Genomic DNA, 18,928 nt, shown 5'->3' on the forward strand with positions numbered 1-18,928 from the left:
TCCGACTTGCGCATCCCGCGTCCGGCCGCGTTGCGGCGTCTGCTGATCAGTGTGTTTGGTTCGCTGTTCTGGCGAACCTTCATGCTGATCGCATTGCTCATCGCGATCTCTCTGGGCGTGTGGTTCCAGAGCTTCCGTATTTTCGAGCGTGAGCCGCGCGCGCAGCAGATCGCCATGCAGGTGGTGAGCGTGGTCAAGCTCACGCGGGCGGCGCTGCTGTATTCGGATCCGTCGCGACGCCGCTTCCTCTTGCTCGATCTCGTGCAGAACGAGGGCATCAAGGTCTACCCGCGCGAGAAGGAAGACGAATACCGCGAACCGCACACCAACCCGTATCTGACGCAGCTTGTCCAGCAGGAAATCCGCAACCGGCTCGGTGCCGACGCGGTGATCGCCACGGCCGTCAACGACATCCCAGGCGTGTGGGTGAGCTTCCAGATCGAGGGCGACGACTATTGGGTCGCCATCAGCCCGGACCGTTTCGAGCACGTGCCTGGGCTGCAATGGCTGTGGTGGTCGATGGCGGCGCTGGTGCTGTCGGTGCTGGGCGCGGCGTTCATTACGTCACGCGTGAACCAGCCACTCAAGCGTCTGGCCGATACGGCGCGCGCCATCAGTGCCGGGGAGGACCCGAAGGCATTGCCCGAAGGCGGCGGCACCGAAGTGGCGCAGGCGAATCACAGCTTCAACCAGATGGTGCGCGACCTCAAGCAGCTTGAGGCCGACCGCGCCGTCATGCTGGCCGGCATCTCGCACGACCTGCGCACGCCGCTCACCCGCCTGCGCCTGGAAACCGAGATGAGCCCCGTCGACGAGCAGACGCGCGAACTGATGGTGGCCGACATCGAGCAGATGGACGCGATCATCGGGCAGTTCCTAGACTACGCGCGCCCCGGCGGCGAGATGCTCGAAGACGTCGACCTGACCGAACTCGTGCGCGACACGGCGCCCGTCTACTCCGCACACGACGACATCGACCTTACCCTCAAGCTCGCGCCCGAGGCGATCGCCCGCTGCAACCGCATGGAAACGCAGCGCATTCTCGACAACCTGATCGAAAACGCACGGCGCTACGGCAAGACGCCGGGCACGAACCGCGCCGAAATTACCGTCAGCACATTCCTGCAAGGCAACGAGGTTGTATTGTGCGTGGCCGATCGCGGTGCGGGTGTGCCGACGGATCAGCTTGCGTTGCTCACCCGGCCGTTCTACCGCCTCGAATCGGCGCGCAGCGAAGCCAAGGGCGCCGGGCTCGGCATGTCGATCGTCAATCGCATCTTGCAGCGCAGCGGCGGCCGGCTGGCGCTCGAGAACCGCACACCGCCCGAAACCGGACTGCTCGTCAGCGCCTGCTACGCGCGCGCCTGATACAGCACACCGTCTGGCCCGCGCGTCCGGGCACACCCCCTGCTTCCCACCACTGTCATGCGTCGCCGATAAGGTGCGGCGGCAGGCAGCGCTATGGCTGGCGTTGAGAATATCAATTGGCCGGTTTTGAAATCCTCGCCAATACTCCAGCCGCCAGGCTGCGCGCCTGCGCGTTCTTCGTCTCCGTCCGAACGCCTCAGCCGGACCGGACGGCCGGTGAGCGTGTGTTTGCAAATCCCCGTTTGGGTTCCGTACCCATTGCCACACAACTCCAGGAGAAGCTCATGAAGACCATTGGTGACAAGCTCGAACCGTTCAAGGTCGTCGGCGTCAAGCCCGGGTTCAACAATCACGAAGAGAACGGCGAGTCGGCGTTCGAAGACATCACCGAAACCTCGTTTCCGGGCAAATGGAAAGTCATCTTCTTCTATCCGAAGGACTTCACCTTTGTGTGCCCGACCGAAATCGTCGCTTTCGCCAAACTGAACGACGATTTTGCCGACCGCGACACGATCGTGCTTGGCGGCTCCACCGACAACGAATTCGTCAAGCTCGCATGGCGCCGCGAGCACAAAGACCTGAACAAACTGAACCAGTGGTCGTTTGCGGATTCGACGGGTGCGCTGATCGACCAGCTTGGCGTACGCGAGCACGAAGCTGGGGTTGCATTGCGCGCGACCTTCATCGTCGACCCAGACAACGTCATCCAGCACGTGTCGGTCAACAACCTGAACGTGGGTCGCAACCCAGACGAAGTGCTGCGCATTCTCGACGGCCTGCAGACGGACGAACTGTGCCCGTGCAACCGCGCAGTCGGCGGCTCGACGCTGTAACGGCCGCGCGGCGCTCTACTCAGCCGAAGCCCGCCCTTGCCGCGGGCTTTCCTTTTTCGGTGCCCGCTGACAGGAGAAATCGATGGAATTTCTGCAGACGATCAAGGGCCGGATTCCCGACTACGCCAAGGACATTCGCCTGAACCTGGATGGCACGATCGCGCGCTCCTCGCTGGAGGGCAATGATGCGGTCGGCGTCGCATTGGCGGCCGCGTTTGCCGCGAAGAGCAAGGTGTTGACCGACGCCATCCGCAATGCCGGGGTGCTGTCGCCCGAGGAGGTGAACGGCGCGCTGACCGCCGCTGCCCTGATGGGCATGAACAACGTCTGGTATCCGTACGTCGAGATGGCCGACGACTCCGACCTGGCACAGCAGAAAGCAGAGCTGCGCATGAACGCCTACGCCAGCAACGGCGGCGTCGACAAGCGCAGGTTCGAGATGTACGCCCTGGCCGCGTCCATCATCGGCAAATGCCACTTCTGCATCAAATCGCACTACGACTTGCTGAAGAATCACCAGGGCATGAGCGCGCAGCAATTGCGCGATGTCGGCCGCATTGCGGCGGTGATCAACGCTGCAGCGCAGGTCATTGCGGCTGAATAGCTGCGCCGATTTCGCAAACGAAAACGGCAGCCCGGAATCCCAGTGCTGCCGTTTGCCCTGGCGTGACGACGATGCTGCTCAGTCCTGCTCGGCGGCTTCTGCGCGATAGATCAACACCACCGCCTGCGCGACGATGCCTTCCTCCTTGCCTTCGAAGCCGAGCTTCTCGTTGGTCTTGGCCTTGACGTTGCAACGCTCGGGCGCAATGCCCAAGTCTTCGGCAAGATTGGCCACCATGCCGGGCACATGCGGCGCGAGTTTCGGTTTCTGCGCGATGATGGTGGCGTCGACATTGCCGATCGCATAACCGGCCTTGTGCACACGGCGCACGGCTTCGCGCAGCAGCACGCGGCTGTCGGCGCCGGCAAAGGCCGGATCGGTGTCGGGAAAGTGCCGGCCAATGTCGCCCAGGCTGGCGGCGCCGAACAGCGCATCGGTAATCGCATGCAGCAGCGCGTCAGCGTCGGAGTGGCCGAGCAGCCCGCGCGTGTGCGGAATCTCCACGCCGCCCAGGATCAGCTTGCGGCCCTCCACCAGCGCGTGCACGTCGTAGCCCTGGCCAATGCGGATGTCCATCCAGTTCATGCTTGCGATGCCTCGTTCGGTTGTGCGCCCTGCGCGAGGATGGCCTCGGCGAGCGCGAAATCGTCGGGATACGTCACCTTGAAGTTGCGCAGCGCTCCCGGCACAAGCAGCGGCGAGTGACCGGCGGCTTCAATCGCACTGGCTTCATCGGTGACGATGCGATGTTGCAGCAGCGCTTCCCGCAAGGCGCGCTCCAGCAGCCCGAGTGGAAACATCTGCGGCGTCTGCGCTTGCCACAGGCCGTCGCGCGGCACGGTCGCGTCGATGTGCTGGGCTGCATCGGCGCGTTTGAGCGTGTCGGCCACGGGCAGCGCAAGGATGCCCCCCGCAGCTTGCGTGCCTTCGGCCTCCACCGCCGCGACCAAACGCGCGATCAGAGCCGGCGTCAGGCCCGGGCGCGCCGCGTCATGCACGAGCACCCAGTCGTCATCGTGTGCGCCGAGGCCGCGCAATGCCGCCAGCCCATGCGTGACCGATGCGTGGCGTGAATCCCCGCCGCAATCGACCTCCACCAGCTTGGGCGCATCGAAGCCACCGTCGGGAAACCGCTGCACCAGCGCCTGTGCGCCGGGCGTCGTCACTACCAGCACGGTGTCGATTTCGGGGCTGGCCAGGAACGCCTGCGCGGTATGCCAGAGCATCGGCCGCCCGGCAATCGCCTGATATTGCTTGGGCAGATCGCCGCCGGCGCGCGAGCCGGTGCCGGCCGAGGGAATCAGCGCAAAACGGCGGCGGCCAGGGTGGGAAATCGACATGACAGGCGGGAAAGTGAACGTGGGCGCGGCATTTGCGTGGGTTTTGGCCCCCGCCAAGCGCGCGGCTGGCGCGGATTTTATAATAGCGGTCTGCGTCACGACACCCCGCCTGCACATGCCGGCGGGGTGTCGTGCTTTGTCTTGCAGTCGTGCCCCACACAACCTCACGCCTCATGTCCGATTTTTCGCTCTCCGCCCTGCCCGCCGTCAAACCGGGCTCGCGCTTTGTCTTCAGCGGCCTGCAGGGGGCGGCAGATGCCCTGCTGCTGGCGCGCTACCTCGAGCAGCATCGCGCCGCCGTGCCGATGCTGGCGGTGGTCTGCGCCAATGCCGTCGATGCCCAGCGCCTGGCGGAGGAGCTACGCTGGTTTGCCCCGCAGGCGCGCGTGAAGCTGCTGCCGGACTGGGAAACGCTGCCGTACGACAATTTCTCGCCGCACCAGGATTTGATCTCCGAGCGGCTGGCGACGCTGCATGACCTGCAGAACGGTGCGTGCGACATCCTCCTTGTGCCGGCCTCCACGGCGCTGCAACGCGTGGCGCCGCCATCATTCCTGGCCGCCTACACGTTCTTCTTCAAAAAGGGCGAAAAGCTGGACGAGGCGGCGCTGAAAGCGCAGTTCACGCTGGCCGGCTACGAGCACGTCAGCGCCGTGATGCGCCCAGGCGAATACTCCGTGCGCGGCGGCCTGATCGACCTGTTCCCGATGGGCTCGCCGCTGCCATATCGGCTCGACCTGTTTGGCGACGAAATCGAGACCATCCGCTCGTTCGACCCCGACACGCAGCGCAGCCTCTATCCGGTGAACGAAGTCCGCCTGCTGCCGGGCCGCGAATTTCCGATGGACGAGGCCTCGCGCACGGCCTTCCGCGGTCGCTGGCGCGAGGTGTTCGAGGGTGACCCGACGCGCTCGCCCATCTACAAGGACATCGGCAACGGCGTGCCCAGCGCCGGCATCGAGTATTACCTGCCGCTGTTCTTCGAAGAGACCGCGACGCTGTTCGACTACCTGCCGGGCGCCACGCATCTTGCTTTCGTGGGCGACATCGAAGGCGCGGTGCGCCGCTTCTGGGCCGACACCACGCAGCGCTACAACTTCATGCGCCACGACCGCGAGCGGCCGCTGCTGCAGCCGTCTGCGCTGTATCTGGATGAAGAGGCGTTCTTCGTCGCCGCCAAGCCGCACGCGCGTCTGGTGTTGCGCGCGGAGCCCGGCGATGCACCGCTTTCGCTGCCATTGCCGAACGTGGCCGTCAACCGCCGCGCCGAAGACCCGCTGGTCAATCTCGAATCGTTCCTGATGCGCAGCAATTGCCGCGTGATGATCTGCGCCGAATCCGCAGGCCGCCGCGAGACACTTGCGCAAATGCTGGCCGCCAGCGGCCTGCATCCTGAAGGCGTCGCGGACTTCGCCGACCTGATGAGCGGCGATGCCAAGTTCGTTCTGGGCGTGGCACCGCTGTACCAGGGTTTCATCCTCGGCGACGAACGCATCGCGCTGATCACCGAAACCGAGCTGTACGCGCAGACCGTGCGCCGCGCCGGTCGCCGCAAGCAGGAACAGGCCACCGCCGTCGATTCGATGGTGCGCGATCTGGCCGAGCTGAAGATCGGCGACCCGGTGGTGCACAGCGAACACGGCATCGGGCGCTACCAGGGGCTGGTCTCCATCGACATGGGCAACGGCGAGGAAGAATTCCTGCACCTCGATTACGACAAGGGCAGCAAGCTCTACGTGCCGGTGCATCAGTTGCATGTGATCTCGCGCTACTCGGGCGCCGATCCGGAAACGGCGCCGCTGCATTCGCTCGGCTCCGGCCAGTGGGAAAAGGCCAAGCGCAAGGCGGCGCAGCAGATTCGCGATACGGCCGCCGAACTGCTGAACCTGTACGCGCGACGTGCGCTGCGCCAGGGCTTCGCGTTCCCGCTCACGCCTCAGGACTACGCCACGTTTGCCGAGAGCTTCGGCTTTGACGAAACACCCGATCAAGCCGCCGCCATCGCAGCGGTGATCGGCGACATGACGTCGGGCAAGCCGATGGACCGCCTCGTCTGCGGCGACGTCGGCTTCGGCAAGACGGAAGTCGCGCTGCGTGCCGCATTTGTTGCGGTGATGGGCGGCAAGCAGGTGGCCATCCTCGCGCCGACCACGCTGCTGGCCGAACAGCACTACCAGACGCTGGTCGACCGCTTTGCCGACTGGCCGGTGCGCATTGCCGAGATTTCGCGTTTCAAGAACAAGAAAGAGATCGACGCCGCGATCGAAGCCATCAACGCCGGCACGATCGACATCGTGATCGGCACGCACAAGCTGCTCTCGCCGGACGTGAAGTTCGACCGCCTGGGGCTCGTCATCATCGACGAAGAGCATCGCTTTGGCGTGCGCCAGAAGGAGGCGCTCAAAACGCTGCGCGCCGAGGTGGACGTGCTCACACTCACCGCCACACCGATCCCGCGCACGCTGGGCATGGCGCTGGAAGGCCTGCGCGATTTCTCGGTGATCGCCACGGCGCCGCAAAAGCGTCTGGCCATCAAGACGTTCCTGCGCCGCGAGGAAGACGGCGTGCTGCGCGAGGCCATCCTGCGCGAGTTGAAACGCGGCGGGCAGGTCTACTTCCTGCACAACGAAGTCGAAACCATCGAGAACAAGCGCGCCAAGCTCGAAGAGCTGATTCCGGAAGCGCGCGTGGTCGTGGCGCATGGCCAGATGCACGAGCGCGAGCTGGAGCGCGTGATGCGCGATTTCGTGGCGCAGCGCGCCAACATCCTGCTGTGCACGACGATCATCGAAACCGGTATCGACGTGCCGACTGCCAACACGATCCTGATCCACCGCGCGGACAAGTTCGGCCTGGCGCAGTTGCACCAGTTGCGCGGCCGCGTCGGGCGCTCGCACCACCAGGCCTATGCGTATCTGCTGGTGCATGACGTCGACGGCCTCACCAAGCAGGCGCAGCGCCGCCTTGAAGCCATTCAGCAGATGGAAGAATTGGGCGCCGGCTTCTACCTGGCCATGCACGATCTGGAAATCCGCGGCGCCGGTGAAGTGCTGGGCGACAAGCAATCGGGCGAAATTTCCGAGATCGGCTTCCAGCTCTACACCGACATGCTGAACCAAGCGGTGAAGTCGCTGAAGGCCGGCAAGGAGCCCGACCTGATGGCGCCCCTCGCGGCCACGACCGAGATCAACCTCGGCACGCCCGCCCTGCTGCCGCAAGACTATTGCGGCGATGTGCAGGAACGCCTGTCGCTGTACAAGCGCCTGGCCAACTGCGAAAGCAGCGAGACCATCGACAACATCCAGGAAGAGCTGATCGACCGTTTCGGCAAGCTGCCGCCGCAGGCGCAATCACTCATCGAAACGCACCGGCTGCGCATTGCCGCCGCGCCGCTGGGTATCCGGAAGATCGACACCGGCGCGAATGCCGTCACGCTGCAGTTCATCCCGAACCCGCCCGTTGACGCCATCAAGATCATCGATCTCGTACAGAAGAACCGGCAGATCAAGCTGGCGGGGCAGGATCGCCTGCGCATCGAAAACATTCCGGCCGAATTCGCCGCGCTGACGCAGACCATTCGCCATGCCATGCGGCAATTGGCGTGATCCGGTAGCATCCGCCGATCAGAACAAGGAAACCATCATGAGCACCGCCCCCACACCGTTCTCCACCCTCGACTGGACGAACAAGCTCGTCAGCTTCGACACCACGAGCCGCGGCTCCAACCTGGCGCTGATCGAAACCGTGCGCGACTACCTGCGCGGCGTCGGCGTCGAATCGCATCTGTCGCACAACGACGATGGCAACAAGGCCAACCTGTTCGCCACGATTCCGGCCGCGGACGGCAGCGTGCAAGGCGGCATCGTGCTGTCGGGCCATACCGATGTGGTGCCGGTGGACGGCCAGAAATGGGACAGCAACCCGTTTGCGCCGGAGCTGCGCGACGGCAAGCTCTACGGGCGCGGCACCTGCGACATGAAGGGATTTATCGCTGCGTCTCTGGCGCTGGTGCCGTCGTTGCTGCAGGCCCAGCTGCGCGAGCCGGTGCATTTCGCGCTGTCGTATGACGAGGAAGTCGGCTGCGTGGGCGCCCCGCGCATGATCGAAGACCTGATCGCCCGCGGTATCAAGCCCGCCGGCTGCATCGTCGGCGAGCCGACCTCCATGCGCCCGATCGTCGCGCACAAGGGCATCAACGCCTACCGCTGCCGCGTGCACGGCCGCGCGGCGCATTCCTCGCTCACGCCGCAGGGCGTGAACGCCATCGAATACGCTGCGCGCATCATCTGCTTCGTGCGTGACCTGGCCGATGAATTCCGCGCCAAGGGCCCGTTCGATGATGCGTTTGACGTGCCGTTCACCACGGCATCGACGGGTCTCATCAACGGCGGGATTGCGCTGAACACGATTCCCGCGTTGTGCGAGCTGGTATTCGAATTCCGCAACCTGCCGGGCGTGGATGCACCGGCCATCCGCGCGCGCGTCGAGCGCTACGTGCGTGAAACCATCGAGCCCGCCATGCAGCGCGAACATCCGGACGCCCGCATCGAACTCGACGAGATTGCCGCCGCGCCGTCGCTGGATGCCTCGGAGCAAGCCGCCATCACGCAGCTTGTGCGTGTGCTGACCGAAGACAACGACAAGCGCAAGGTCGCCTACGGCACCGAAGCCGGCCTCTTCCAGCGCGCCGGCATTCCGGCCGTGCTGTGCGGTCCGGGCAACATCGAACAGGCGCACAAGGCCAACGAATACGTCGAACTGGCCCAGCTCGACGCCTGCGACCGCTTCCTCGCCAAGGTGGCTCGCAGCCTGATGGTCGAAACCGCGTCCGCCTGACGCTTACACAGCAACGCCTCACCTTTTGGTGGGGCGCATTCTGCCCGGGGCGTTCGCTACAATAGCGGGCTTCTCCTGCGCCGAACTGCCCGGTCCCCTCCTGCCACCCCATGCCCGTCATTCTGCAAAGCCCGTCGCCGCTGTCCACCGGCGATATTGAATCCGTCCGCAGCCTGTTCGGCAGCGCCACCTATGAGATGCGCGCGCCCAACGTCGCGGCCATCGAATGGGTGCACGAACTGCCCAGCGAATTGCGCGTCCAGCTTGATGCCATCTGCGCCAACCTGAAGTTGGACTACGCGTGGATTCCCGACGAATGGACATTCGGCGATTTCCGTGTGCTGGCGATGGACATGGATTCGACGCTGATCACCATCGAGTGCATCGACGAAATTGCGGATTTCTGCGGGCTCAAGCCGCAAGTGGCGGCCATCACCGAAGCGTCGATGCGCGGCGAGATCAAGGATTTCAACGAGAGCCTGACGCGCCGCGTCGAACTGCTCAAAGGCCTGGATGCAAGCGTGCTGGAGCGGGTCTACGCCGAGCGCCTGCAGCTTTCCCTAGGCGCAGAAAAGATGCTGAAGGCCGTGCAGGCCCTGGGCATTCGCACGCTGCTGGTGTCGGGGGGCTTCGAATTCTTCACCTCACGCCTGCAGGAGCGCCTTGGGCTGGATCGCACGCGCGCCAACACACTGGAAATCGTGGACGGCAAGCTGACCGGCCGCGTGCTCGGCGAGATCGTCAACGCCGATGTGAAAGCGCAGACGCTCAAGGCGTTCTGCCAGGAACTGGGCGTGTCGCCGCATAACGCCATCGCCATGGGTGACGGCTCGAACGACCTGAAGATGATGGGCGTGGCGGGCCTGTCGGTCGCGTTCCGCGCCAAGCCCATCGTCCAGGCACAGGCCGACGTGGCGTTCAACGTTGTCGGCCTGGATGGATTGCTGAATCTATTCCCACAGCAATAAGCTGCTGCGGAAATTCCCACCTGCGGCAAGGCGTTACGCCGCCCGCAGGTGCGTCTCCATCGCCTGCTTCAAATCCGCAATCAAATCACGCGGATCTTCCAGACCGATATACAGCCGCACAAAACCGCCCGCGTTCTCCCAGTCGGCCGGCGGCCAAGCGGTCGCCGTGCGCATCGACGGGATGTTGTATGGCAATGCCAGGCTGTGCGCCCCGCCCCACGAAAAACCGATCGCGAAATAGCGCAGCCCTTCGATAAAGGCGTCGATCTGCGCCTGCGAATAGCGCTCGTGCAGCACGATCGAGAACAACCCGCTCGCGCCGGTAAAGTCGCGCTTCCAGTTTTCGTAGCCCGGGCAACTGGGCAAGGCGGGGTGCAGCACGCGCACGACTTCGGGTCGATCGACCAGCCATTCGGCCACTTCGCGGGCGTGCGCGTCGTGTGCAGCCAGACGCGTCGGCAGGCTCGGCAGGCCACGCAGCACGAAATAGCAATCGTCTGCCGAAACGCCCCAGCCCATGCGCATGCGGGTGGCGAGCAGCTTGTGGTGCAGCGCTTCGTCGTTGGTGATGGCGGCACCCATCAGCACATCGCTACCGCCTGATTGGTACTTGGTCAGCGCTTGCACGGAGATGTCGATGCCGTGCTCGAACGGCTGGTAGTACACGCCACCGCTCCAGGTGTTGTCGATGGCGGTGATGGCGCCGGCCTTGCGCGCCACCTCGGCGATGGCCGTGCAGTCGGGCACTTCCATCGTGACCGATCCAGGCGCTTCGAGCCACACGAGCTTCGTGTTGTGGCGCATGAGGTCGGCAATGCCGGCGCCGATCATCGGGTCGTAATAGCGCACGGTGATGCCGAACTGACGCGCCATCCACTCGCCGTGGTCACGGTTCGGGCCGTAGGCGTTGTCCGGAATCAGCACGTCGTCGCCTGATTTGATCAGCGAGAAATACACCAGCGAAATCGCCGCCAGCCCTGAAGGCAGCAGCAAGGTATGCGAACCGCCCTCGATCTGCGCCAGTGCCTGGCACAGCGTGTCGGAAGTGGGCGTGGCATGCAGCCCATAGCGCCAGTGCACCACGCTGCCGCTACCGAAGGCCCGCATGTCGGCGAGATTCTTGAACACCACCGTCGATGCACGATGCGTGGCATGCGAGAACGCCGTGAAGCCAGGCGGGATCTGCAATTCCGGATGCACGGCTTGGGTCGCGGGAAACATCGGCGGGAGCTTGGTGTCGTCGTTCACGTGGTTTCCTGTTTGTGGCGGATGAGCGATTTCGGGCGGCTTACCAGTGCGCGCTTGATCGTGGCGGATTGCCGGCGGGCGGTGCGATCTGGCCCGGCCCAGCCGGAACCAGCGGCGTCATTGGCGTGGCTGGCGTCGCCGCATTGCTGTTGGCTGCGGCATCGTACGGCGGAATCACGACCACCGCGACGGGCCGCAGCACAAACGGCAGCGTATGGCCGTCGTGGGCGACGTCCGTCCACGTGCCGCGCACGACGCCGTGACCGTCGATGGCGCCCTCCCACGTGCCGGTGACGTGCGTACCGTCATCGGACTCTTCCATGAGAAAGCCGCCGTTTTCGTATTCGCCGGTCACCAGACGCACGCCCGCCGCATTGCCCGGGACGTATTCGCCGTGGACGCTGTCGATCTCACCGGCCTTGCGGCCGAGACGCATGCGGATCGGCATGTCGCCGATCACGCCGGTATAGACGGGATATTTTGCGTAGTCGGGCTGAGGTTGCAGCACACGGAGCGGCGGGGTCTGCGCCGAGAACGCGTTGTCGCCCTTCCTGGCCTGAGCGCGGCGCTTGTCGCCCTCGGCAACGGCGCGGTTCAGGCCCAGGTCGCCGGGCTGCACGTTGGTGCTGCCGGTCGACACGTCGTAGCCGTTGTCGGCAGCCGGCGTCTGCGCAGACACCGGCGCCACGCCTGCGGCCAGTACCAGCGCAAACAGCGCGCCGGTTGGCCGAATCAGACGTTCAATCGAGAAAATGCGTTCAGATGCGTTCGAACACCGCCGCAATGCCCTGTCCTCCACCAATACACATGGTCACCAGCGCGTAGCGACCGCCGATGCGCTGCAGCTCGTGCAGCGCCTTGACCGTGATAAGCGCGCCCGTTGCGCCGATCGGGTGGCCGAGCGAGATGCCCGAGCCGTTCGGGTTGACCTTGGCCGGGTCCAGGCCAAGTTCCTTCGTCACAGCGCAGGCCTGGGCGGCGAACGCCTCGTTGGCTTCGATCACATCCAGATCGTTGACCGACAGGCCTGCGCGCTCCAGCGCCTTGCGCGTCGCCGGCACCGGGCCGATACCCATGATCTTCGGCTCCACGCCCGCATGGCCGTACGACACCAGCCGGGCCAGCGGCTTGAGGCCACGCTTTTCGGCCACCGAACGCTCCATCAGCACCAGCGCTGCGCCTGCATCGTTGAGGCCTGAAGCGTTGCCTGCCGTGACCGTACCGTTTTCTTTCGTGAAAACCGGCTTGAGCTTGGTCATGTCGTCGATGGTTGCATCGTGACGGACATGCTCATCGGTATCGAACTGGATATCGCCCTTGCGCGACTTGATCGTCACGGGAACGATCTGGTCCTTGAAGTAGCCGGCCCGGATGGCACGCGATGCGCGCTGATGCGATTCCAGCGCGGTCTGGTCTTGCTGCTCGCGGCTGATGCCGAATTCGCGTGCGACGTTTTCCGCAGTGACGCCCATGTGGATTGTGTGGAACGGGTCGTGCAGCGCGCCGAGCATCATGTCGACCATCTTGGCGTCGCCCATGCGCGAACCCCAGCGGGCTGCGGGTGCCAAGTACGGCGCACGGCTCATGCTCTCTGCGCCACCGGCAATGGCGACATCGGCATCGCCCAACAGGATTGTCTGCGCCGCGCTCACCACGGCCTGCAGGCCCGAGCCGCACAGGCGGTTGACGTTGAATGCAGGCGTTTCGGCCGACACCCCGCCGTTCACGGCGGCCACGCGCGAGAGATACATGTCTCGCGGCTCGGTGTTGATCACGTGGCCAAACACCACGTGGCCGACCTCCTCGCCCTTCACGCCTGCGCGGGCCAGCGCCTCGCGCACAACGAGTGCGCCCAGTTCGCACGGCGCCACATCCTTCAGGCTGCCACCAAACGTCCCGATTGCGGTACGAACGCCGCTGACCACCACCACTTCACGTGCCATTGCTGTCTCCTGAGCCATCGAAATTGGATGGCGGCCAGTATAAACGCACGACCGTTCGCAAAATTTAGGTACGACTACCTAAGTGGGTCAGACCTCGCCCCACAGGTCGTGGCCGTCCGCGCCGGTAATCTTGACCGACACGAAATCGCCCGCCTTGTAGCGCTTGTAAGGCTTCGATGGCGGCGCGATATAGACGAGGCCGTCAATCTCCGGGGCATCCGCCGACGAACGGCCAATGCCACCGTCTTGATTCACCTCGTCCACCAGCACGCGCAGCGACTTGCCCACCTTGCGCTGCAGACGGCGTGCAGACACGCGCTCGGCCACTTCCATGAAGCGCGCGCGGCGCTCCTCGCGCACCTCGTCGGGCAATGCGCCCGGCAGGTCGTTGGCGGTGGCGCCTTCGACCGGCGAATAGGCGAAGCAGCCCACGCGATCCAGTTCGGCCTCGGCAATGAAGTCGAGCAGCGTCTGAAACTCCTCTTCCGTTTCACCGGGGAAGCCTGCGATGAAGGTGCTGCGGATGGTCAGCTCCGGGCACACCTCGCGCCAGGCACGGATGCGATCCAGCGTCTTCTCGGCGTTGGCCGGGCGCTTCATGCGCTTGAGCACGTCGGGGTGGGCGTGCTGCAGCGGCACGTCCAGATACGGCAGGACCTTGCCCTCGGCCATCAGCGGCATCACCTCATCCACGCTCGGGTACGGGTAGACGTAATGCAGGCGCACCCAGGCGCCGTACTGCGACGCCAGTTCACCCAGCGCGCCGACCAGCTCGGTCATGCGCGTCTTCAGCGGGCGGCCGTTCCAGAAGCCCATGCGGAATTTGACGTCGACGCCGTAGGCGCTGGTGTCCTGCGAGATGACGAGCAGCTCCTTGACGCCGGCCTTCAGCAAGTTTTCCGCTTCCAGCATCACTTCGGCCACCGGGCGCGAGACGAGATCGCCGCGCATCGACGGGATGATGCAGAAGCTGCAACGGTGGTTGCAGCCTTCCGAAATCTTCAGATACGCGTAGTGCTTGGGCGTGAGCTTGATGCCCTGCGGCGGTACCAGATCGATGAACGGGTCATGCGGCTTGGGCAGGTGCGTGTGCACCGCTTCCATCACTTCGCCCAGCGCATGGGGGCCCGTCACCGCCAGCACCTTCGGGTGCACGTTGGTGATGATGTCCTGGCCAGCGGCGTCCTTCTTGGCGCCCAGGCAGCCGGTGACGATCACCTTGCCGTTCTCGGCCAGCGCCTCGCCAATCGCGTCCAGGCTTTCCTGCACGGCCTCGTCGATGAAGCCGCAGGTGTTGACGACCACCAGGTCCGCCCCGCCGTACGTGCCGGAAATCTCATACCCCTCCGCGCGCAGTTGGGTGATGATCTGCTCGGAATCGACCAAGGCCTTGGGACAACCGAGACTGACGAACCCCACCTTGGGGCTCTGGGTACTGACGTCGGACATGGGAACAACCTGATGTGGGAGAGGATTTGCGCTGCGCACGTGGGCTGTGCGGCGCGGTTGCGTATTTTAACCGTTCGCCGCGTTTGGGCGACCAAGCCGCAGCTGCATCTGTTCAATCACGCGCTCGATTTCCAGCGCGTCCTGCAGCCTGCGAATGGCATCGTGCAGCTCCGCGGCCTGGGGCCACGTCCGCTTCAGATAGCTCAGCCACAGCTTGACGCGGCCATGCTCGTGCTTGGCCGAGATGCGCGCATGCAATTTCTTCAGGTAATCGGCGAGATAGCCGAGCACGATCGGCCATTCCGCCGCGGACGGTGCCTCGTCCATCTGCCCGCGAATGCGCTGGGCCAGGAACGGGTCGGACACGGCGCCACGGCCGATCATCACGTCACTACAGCCACTGACGGCCCGGCAGCGCTCCCAGTCGGCCACGGTCCAGACTTCGCCATTGGCGGTGACCGGAATGCTCACGGCATCGGCGATGCGCGCGATCCAGTCCCAGTGAGCGGGCGGACGGTAGCCGTGGTCACGCGTGCGGGCATGCACGACGAGCGATTCCGCACCGCCTTCCGCCAGCGCCGTCGCACAGTCAATCGCGCGGGACGTATCGGAAACGCCGAGCCGCATCTTCGCCGTCACCGAAATATTGGCCGGCACCGCGGCCCGCACGGCGTGCACGATGTCGTACAGCACTTCCGGCGTGGCGAGCAGCATGGCGCCGCCGCCGTGTCGGTTCACGACCTTGGCGGGGCAGCCGAAGTTGAGGTCGATGCCATGCGGCGTGAGGGTTGCTGCGTATGCCGCATTGCGGGCCAGCCATTCCGGATCGCTGCCGAGGAGTTGGATGGTCATCGGCGTGCCGCTGGCCGTATAGCCACCGTTGCGAATCTCGGGCGTCTCACGTTCGTAGGTGCGCGCCGGAAGCAACGAGCCCGTCACGCGGACGAACTCCGAGACGCATCCGTCGTAGCCGCCAGCTTGCGTCAGCACGTCGCGCATGACGTAATCCGCGACCCCTTCCATCGGGGCGAGCAACAGGCGGCTCATGCGAAAACGGGAGACAGCCGGCATAGAAGCCGGGGGCGGACATCAAACATGGGGAAACCGGGGCGGGAATCGTGATCGTCTGAGAGGCGTACACCTCACCTGAAGGACCGGTATTTTACCTTGCTGCCCTCTCGGGCGCGCGCCCAACAAAAAAGGCGAACCGCCCCGCGATTCGCCTTGTTTTGCCAGCCCGCTGAACTTACTTCTTTTCGGGCGGCTGGTTGAACGGGAACGTCCCGAACATGTTCTTGGCCTGGCTCTGCATCTGCTCCTGCATCTGCACGAACAGGTTTTTGCTCTGCTCGATGTAGTTGCTCATCATGCCCTGCATCATCGGCCCCTGCATGTTCATGAACTGCGACCACATGTCGGGGTTGAACGTGTTGCCGCTGTACAGATCCTTCGAGTTCTCGGCCAGCTTGCTCTGGATGTCGACAAACGCCTGGATGTTCTTTTCCAGGTACGTGCCCATCATGCCCTGCATCGCGTTGCCATAGAAACGGATGATCTGCGCGAGCATCGCACCCGAGAACATCGGCACGCCGCCGGTTTCCTCTTCCAGAATGATCTGCAGCAGGATGCTGCGGGTCAGGTCTTCACCGGATTTCGCATCGACGACGCGAAACTCTTCGGTTTCCATGACGAGCTGCTTGACGTCTGCCAGCGTGATGTAGGTGCTGGTCTGGGTGTCGTAGAGCCGGCGGTTGGGATATTTCTTGATCAGCCGTTCGGTGCCCTTCTTGCTGGTGGCCATCGTGCCTTTCCGTGTTGGCGATGCTGCTGCGGTGCAGCCGATGCAGTGCGAAATGACTGCACCGGGCGGTGCAGCAAAATACGCGGTTGCCCGGCTGTTCCGATCTGCGCGCGAATGGTGAATTCAAGCGTAGCGCAGATGCATCCGGTTATGATCGGACGCCCCGTGTCTCCCTGCGGAGCGCCTCCGTGATTGGATTCTATGCGGATCGCCCTGCAAAGAAAAGGCGACCTCCCCCGGTAAAAACCCGCAGCATTTTGATGCGGCTCAGGCACTCGGACAGTTGCCCACAGAGGACGCAAAATGCTTGCTGCAATGCAATCGAGCATCGCAGCATGCAGGCAAATCAAGGGGGAAAATTGCTGCGCCCATGCTGCAGCATAGCCGCAGCATGGGCGTGGGAGCGTCAGCCCATGTGAAGGCCGCCGTTGAGGGAGAAGTCCGCGCCGGTGGAGAAGCCGGATTCTTCAGATGCCAGCCATGCGCAGATCGAGGCGATCTCCGTCGGCTCGCCCAAGCGCTTGACCGGAATCGTGCTGACGATCTTGTCGAGCACATCCTGACGAATCGCTTTCACCATGTCGGTCGCGATATAGCCCGGCGACACCGTGTTGACCGTTACACCCTTGGTCGCGACTTCCTGCGCCAGCGCCATCGTGAAGCCGTGCAGGCCAGCCTTGGCGGTCGAATAGTTGGTCTGGCCAAACTGGCCCTTCTGGCCGTTCACCGACGAGATGTTGATGATTCGGCCCCAGCCGCGATCCGCCATGCCGTCGATGACCTGCTTGGTCACGTTGAACAGCGACGTCAGGTTGGTATCGATCACCGCATCCCAGTCGGCGCGGGTCATCTTGCGGAACACCACGTCGCGCGTGATACCGGCGTTGTTGATCAGGACATCGACCTCGCCCACTTCGGCCTTGACCTTGTCGAACGCGGCCTTGGTCGACTCCCAATCGCCGACGTTGCCTTCGGACGGCACGAAATCGAAACCAAGCGCCTTCTGTTGTTCAAGCCATTTCGCCTTGCGCGGCGAGTTCGGGCCGCAGCCTGCGACAACGGTGAAGCCGTCGCGCGCCAAGCGCTGGCAAATCGCCGTTCCGATACCGCCCATGCCACCGGTGACGTATGCGATGCGTTTGGTCATGTCCACTCCTAGTCCTTGTTGTTAGAACCGCCCGGCCTCTTGCCGGGCAGCAGATGCTCAGGTGTCTCCGATTGGCGTGTGCGGCATTCGTTCCGCCTCACGCCAATCTCACTGCAAAAAAACTTACGGACGCTCAACCGCCAGCGCCACGCCCATGCCGCCACCGATACACAGCGAGGCCAGGCCCTTCTTCGCGTCGCGCTTCTGCATCTCGTGCAGCAGCGTGACCAGGATGCGGCAGCCCGACGCGCCGATCGGGTGACCGATCGCAATCGCCCCGCCGTTGACGTTGATCTTCGACGTATCCCAGCCCATCTGCTGATGCACTGCCAGCGCCTGGGCGGCAAATGCCTCGTTGATCTCCATCAGGTCCAGGTCGCCCACCGACCAGCCGGCGCGCGACAGGCAGCGTTTGGACGCCGGTACCGGCCCCATGCCCATGACCTTCGGGTCCAGGCCAGCGCTGGCGTAAGCACGGATCGTGGCCAGCGGCGTCAGGCCCAGTTCCTTCGCCTTGGCGGCCGACATTACGACGACAGCGGCGGCGCCATCGTTCAGGCCCGAGGCGTTGGCCGCCGTCACGGTGCCAGCCTTGTCGAAAGCGGGCTTCAGGCCAGCCATCGATTCGAGCGTGGCGCCATGGCGAACGAACTCGTCCTGCGCGAAGGCAATCGGATCGCCCTTGCGTTGCGGAATCATGATCGGAACGATTTCATCGTTGAAGCGGCCCGACTTTTGCGCAGCTTCGGCCTTGTTCTGCGACGCGACCGCGAACTCGTCCTGCGCTTCGCGCGTGATGCCGTATTCCTTGGCGACGTTCTCCGCCGTGATGCCCATGTGGTACTGGTTGTAGACGTCCCACAGCCCATCCACAATCATCGAATCGATCAGCTTGGCATCGCCCATGCGGAAACCGTCGCGCGAACCGGGCAGGACGTGCGGCGCGGCAGACATGTTTTCCTGCCCGCCAGCCACGACGATCTCAGCGTCGCCCGCGATGATGGCGTTGGCGGCCAGCATCACGGCCTTCAGGCCGGAGCCGCACACCTTGTTGATGGTCAGGCCCGGCACCATGTTCGGCAGCCCTGCCTTGATGACGGCCTGGCGCGCCGGGTTCTGACCCGAGCCTGCCGTCAGCACTTGGCCCATGATGACTTCGCTCACCTGGTCCGGCGCCACCTTGGCGCGCGCCAGCGCTTCGCGGATAACAGCCGCGCCAAGCTCAGGCGCAGCGATCTTCGCCAGCGAGCCACCAAACTTGCCCACGGCGGTGCGTACCGCCGATACGATCACAACATCGGTCATTTGCTTACCTTCCACTGTCGAAAGAGAGGGTCGTTGGACACCGCCAGCGGCCGAAGCCGCGGCGGCAACGGGGGTTCATGCGCGCG

Annotated in this window: 16 protein-coding genes; 6 read left to right on the plus strand and 10 right to left on the minus strand. The window is 64.3% G+C overall.

The features are described from left to right. Positions 1 to 6 precede the first annotated feature (6 nt). The 3 genes from R2669_RS05760 to R2669_RS05770 all read left to right on the plus strand — a co-directional run bounded on the left by R2669_RS05760 (position 7) and on the right by R2669_RS05770 (position 2,805). Positions 7 to 1,368: an ATP-binding protein gene (locus R2669_RS05760; protein WP_316899192.1), complete on the plus strand. Its 1,362-nt coding sequence runs from the start codon at positions 7 to 9 to the stop codon at positions 1,366 to 1,368. Between the two features lie 284 nt (positions 1,369 to 1,652). Next, positions 1,653 to 2,201, plus strand: a complete 549-nt coding sequence (locus R2669_RS05765) for a peroxiredoxin (RefSeq protein ID WP_316889286.1) — start codon at positions 1,653 to 1,655, stop codon at positions 2,199 to 2,201. Positions 2,202 to 2,283: 82 nt separating this feature from the next. Continuing rightward, entirely contained in the window at positions 2,284 to 2,805 is a 522-nt protein-coding gene (locus tag R2669_RS05770; protein WP_316889287.1) for a carboxymuconolactone decarboxylase family protein, read from the plus strand. Between the two features lie 78 nt (positions 2,806 to 2,883). Here the strand turns inward: R2669_RS05770 and ispF are convergent, their stop codons facing one another. Together ispF and ispD are read right to left on the minus strand one after the other, a co-directional pair. Next, a complete protein-coding gene (gene ispF, locus R2669_RS05775) occupies positions 2,884 to 3,390 on the minus strand; it encodes a 2-C-methyl-D-erythritol 2,4-cyclodiphosphate synthase (protein ID WP_316899194.1) in 507 nt (168 codons plus the stop codon). Further along, the gene (ispD, locus tag R2669_RS05780) at positions 3,387 to 4,145 is read right to left on the minus strand and encodes a 2-C-methyl-D-erythritol 4-phosphate cytidylyltransferase (protein ID WP_316889290.1); all 759 of its coding nucleotides are present in this window, start codon (positions 4,143 to 4,145) and stop codon (positions 3,387 to 3,389) included. Before ispD ends, ispF begins: the two co-directional genes overlap by 4 nt. 173 nt (positions 4,146 to 4,318) lie before the next feature. On the opposite strand from ispD, the gene mfd reads away from it, so the two are divergent. The 3 genes from mfd to serB all read left to right on the plus strand — a co-directional run bounded on the left by mfd (position 4,319) and on the right by serB (position 9,949). Continuing rightward, positions 4,319 to 7,750, plus strand: a complete 3,432-nt coding sequence (gene mfd / locus R2669_RS05785) for a transcription-repair coupling factor (RefSeq protein WP_316899196.1) — start codon at positions 4,319 to 4,321, stop codon at positions 7,748 to 7,750. A 37-nt stretch (positions 7,751 to 7,787) separates the two neighbouring features. Beyond that, complete coding sequence (gene argE, locus R2669_RS05790; RefSeq protein WP_316889291.1) at positions 7,788 to 8,981, plus strand: acetylornithine deacetylase; 1,194 nt, start codon at positions 7,788 to 7,790, stop codon at positions 8,979 to 8,981. A gap of 110 nt (positions 8,982 to 9,091) precedes the next feature. Next, on the plus strand, positions 9,092 to 9,949 hold the full coding sequence (serB, locus tag R2669_RS05795; RefSeq protein ID WP_316889293.1) for a phosphoserine phosphatase SerB: 858 nt from the start codon (positions 9,092 to 9,094) through the stop codon (positions 9,947 to 9,949). A gap of 33 nt (positions 9,950 to 9,982) precedes the next feature. Here serB and R2669_RS05800 read toward each other — a convergent pair whose 3' ends face one another. From R2669_RS05800 to R2669_RS05835, 8 genes are all read right to left on the minus strand, one after another. Further along, positions 9,983 to 11,197 (minus strand): cystathionine beta-lyase, encoded by a 1,215-nt coding sequence (locus tag R2669_RS05800; protein ID WP_316899198.1) that lies wholly within the window; start codon positions 11,195 to 11,197, stop codon positions 9,983 to 9,985. Positions 11,198 to 11,237: 40 nt separating this feature from the next. Beyond that, a complete protein-coding gene (locus R2669_RS05805; RefSeq protein ID WP_316899199.1) occupies positions 11,238 to 11,981 on the minus strand; it encodes a hypothetical protein in 744 nt (247 codons plus the stop codon). Then, positions 11,956 to 13,140 (minus strand): beta-ketothiolase BktB, encoded by a 1,185-nt coding sequence (bktB, locus tag R2669_RS05810; protein WP_316899201.1) that lies wholly within the window; start codon positions 13,138 to 13,140, stop codon positions 11,956 to 11,958. The genes R2669_RS05805 and bktB overlap by 26 nt, the downstream gene beginning before the upstream one ends. An 87-nt stretch (positions 13,141 to 13,227) precedes the next feature. Continuing rightward, positions 13,228 to 14,589 (minus strand): 30S ribosomal protein S12 methylthiotransferase RimO, encoded by a 1,362-nt coding sequence (gene rimO, locus R2669_RS05815; protein WP_024975565.1) that lies wholly within the window; start codon positions 14,587 to 14,589, stop codon positions 13,228 to 13,230. A gap of 66 nt (positions 14,590 to 14,655) precedes the next feature. Beyond that, a complete protein-coding gene (locus tag R2669_RS05820; RefSeq protein ID WP_027681301.1) occupies positions 14,656 to 15,636 on the minus strand; it encodes a tRNA dihydrouridine synthase in 981 nt (326 codons plus the stop codon). Positions 15,637 to 15,835: 199 nt separating this feature from the next. Further along, positions 15,836 to 16,390 carry a polyhydroxyalkanoate synthesis repressor PhaR gene (gene phaR / locus R2669_RS05825; protein WP_004627096.1) on the minus strand — a complete coding sequence of 185 codons (555 nt, stop codon included), beginning with the start codon at positions 16,388 to 16,390 and terminating at the stop codon, positions 15,836 to 15,838. Between the two features lie 406 nt (positions 16,391 to 16,796). Further along, positions 16,797 to 17,537 carry a 3-ketoacyl-ACP reductase gene (locus R2669_RS05830; protein WP_009240759.1) on the minus strand — a complete coding sequence of 247 codons (741 nt, stop codon included), beginning with the start codon at positions 17,535 to 17,537 and terminating at the stop codon, positions 16,797 to 16,799. 123 nt (positions 17,538 to 17,660) lie between these two features. Next, complete coding sequence (locus tag R2669_RS05835) at positions 17,661 to 18,842, minus strand: acetyl-CoA C-acetyltransferase (protein ID WP_147217659.1); 1,182 nt, start codon at positions 18,840 to 18,842, stop codon at positions 17,661 to 17,663. Positions 18,843 to 18,928 lie beyond the last annotated feature (86 nt).

The organism is Ralstonia edaphi, from assembly GCF_958350185.1.
Taxonomy (GTDB): domain Bacteria; phylum Pseudomonadota; class Gammaproteobacteria; order Burkholderiales; family Burkholderiaceae; genus Ralstonia; species Ralstonia edaphi.

Coding starts and splice junctions, on each gene's coding strand:
- R2669_RS05830 (WP_009240759.1), bottom strand. CDS start 17,537: ATGACCAAACGCATCGCATACGTCACCGGTGGCATGGGCGGTATCGGA.
- R2669_RS05835 (WP_147217659.1), bottom strand. CDS start 18,842: ATGACCGATGTTGTGATCGTATCGGCGGTACGCACCGCCGTGGGCAAG.
- mfd (WP_316899196.1), top strand. CDS start 4,319: ATGTCCGATTTTTCGCTCTCCGCCCTGCCCGCCGTCAAACCGGGCTCG.
- serB (WP_316889293.1), top strand. CDS start 9,092: ATGCCCGTCATTCTGCAAAGCCCGTCGCCGCTGTCCACCGGCGATATT.
- phaR (WP_004627096.1), bottom strand. CDS start 16,390: ATGGCCACCAGCAAGAAGGGCACCGAACGGCTGATCAAGAAATATCCC.
- rimO (WP_024975565.1), bottom strand. CDS start 14,589: ATGTCCGACGTCAGTACCCAGAGCCCCAAGGTGGGGTTCGTCAGTCTC.
- bktB (WP_316899201.1), bottom strand. CDS start 13,140: ATGGCACGTGAAGTGGTGGTGGTCAGCGGCGTTCGTACCGCAATCGGG.
- ispD (WP_316889290.1), bottom strand. CDS start 4,145: ATGTCGATTTCCCACCCTGGCCGCCGCCGTTTTGCGCTGATTCCCTCG.
- ispF (WP_316899194.1), bottom strand. CDS start 3,390: ATGAACTGGATGGACATCCGCATTGGCCAGGGCTACGACGTGCACGCG.
- argE (WP_316889291.1), top strand. CDS start 7,788: ATGAGCACCGCCCCCACACCGTTCTCCACCCTCGACTGGACGAACAAG.
- R2669_RS05770 (WP_316889287.1), top strand. CDS start 2,284: ATGGAATTTCTGCAGACGATCAAGGGCCGGATTCCCGACTACGCCAAG.
- R2669_RS05820 (WP_027681301.1), bottom strand. CDS start 15,636: ATGAGCCGCCTGTTGCTCGCCCCGATGGAAGGGGTCGCGGATTACGTC.
- R2669_RS05765 (WP_316889286.1), top strand. CDS start 1,653: ATGAAGACCATTGGTGACAAGCTCGAACCGTTCAAGGTCGTCGGCGTC.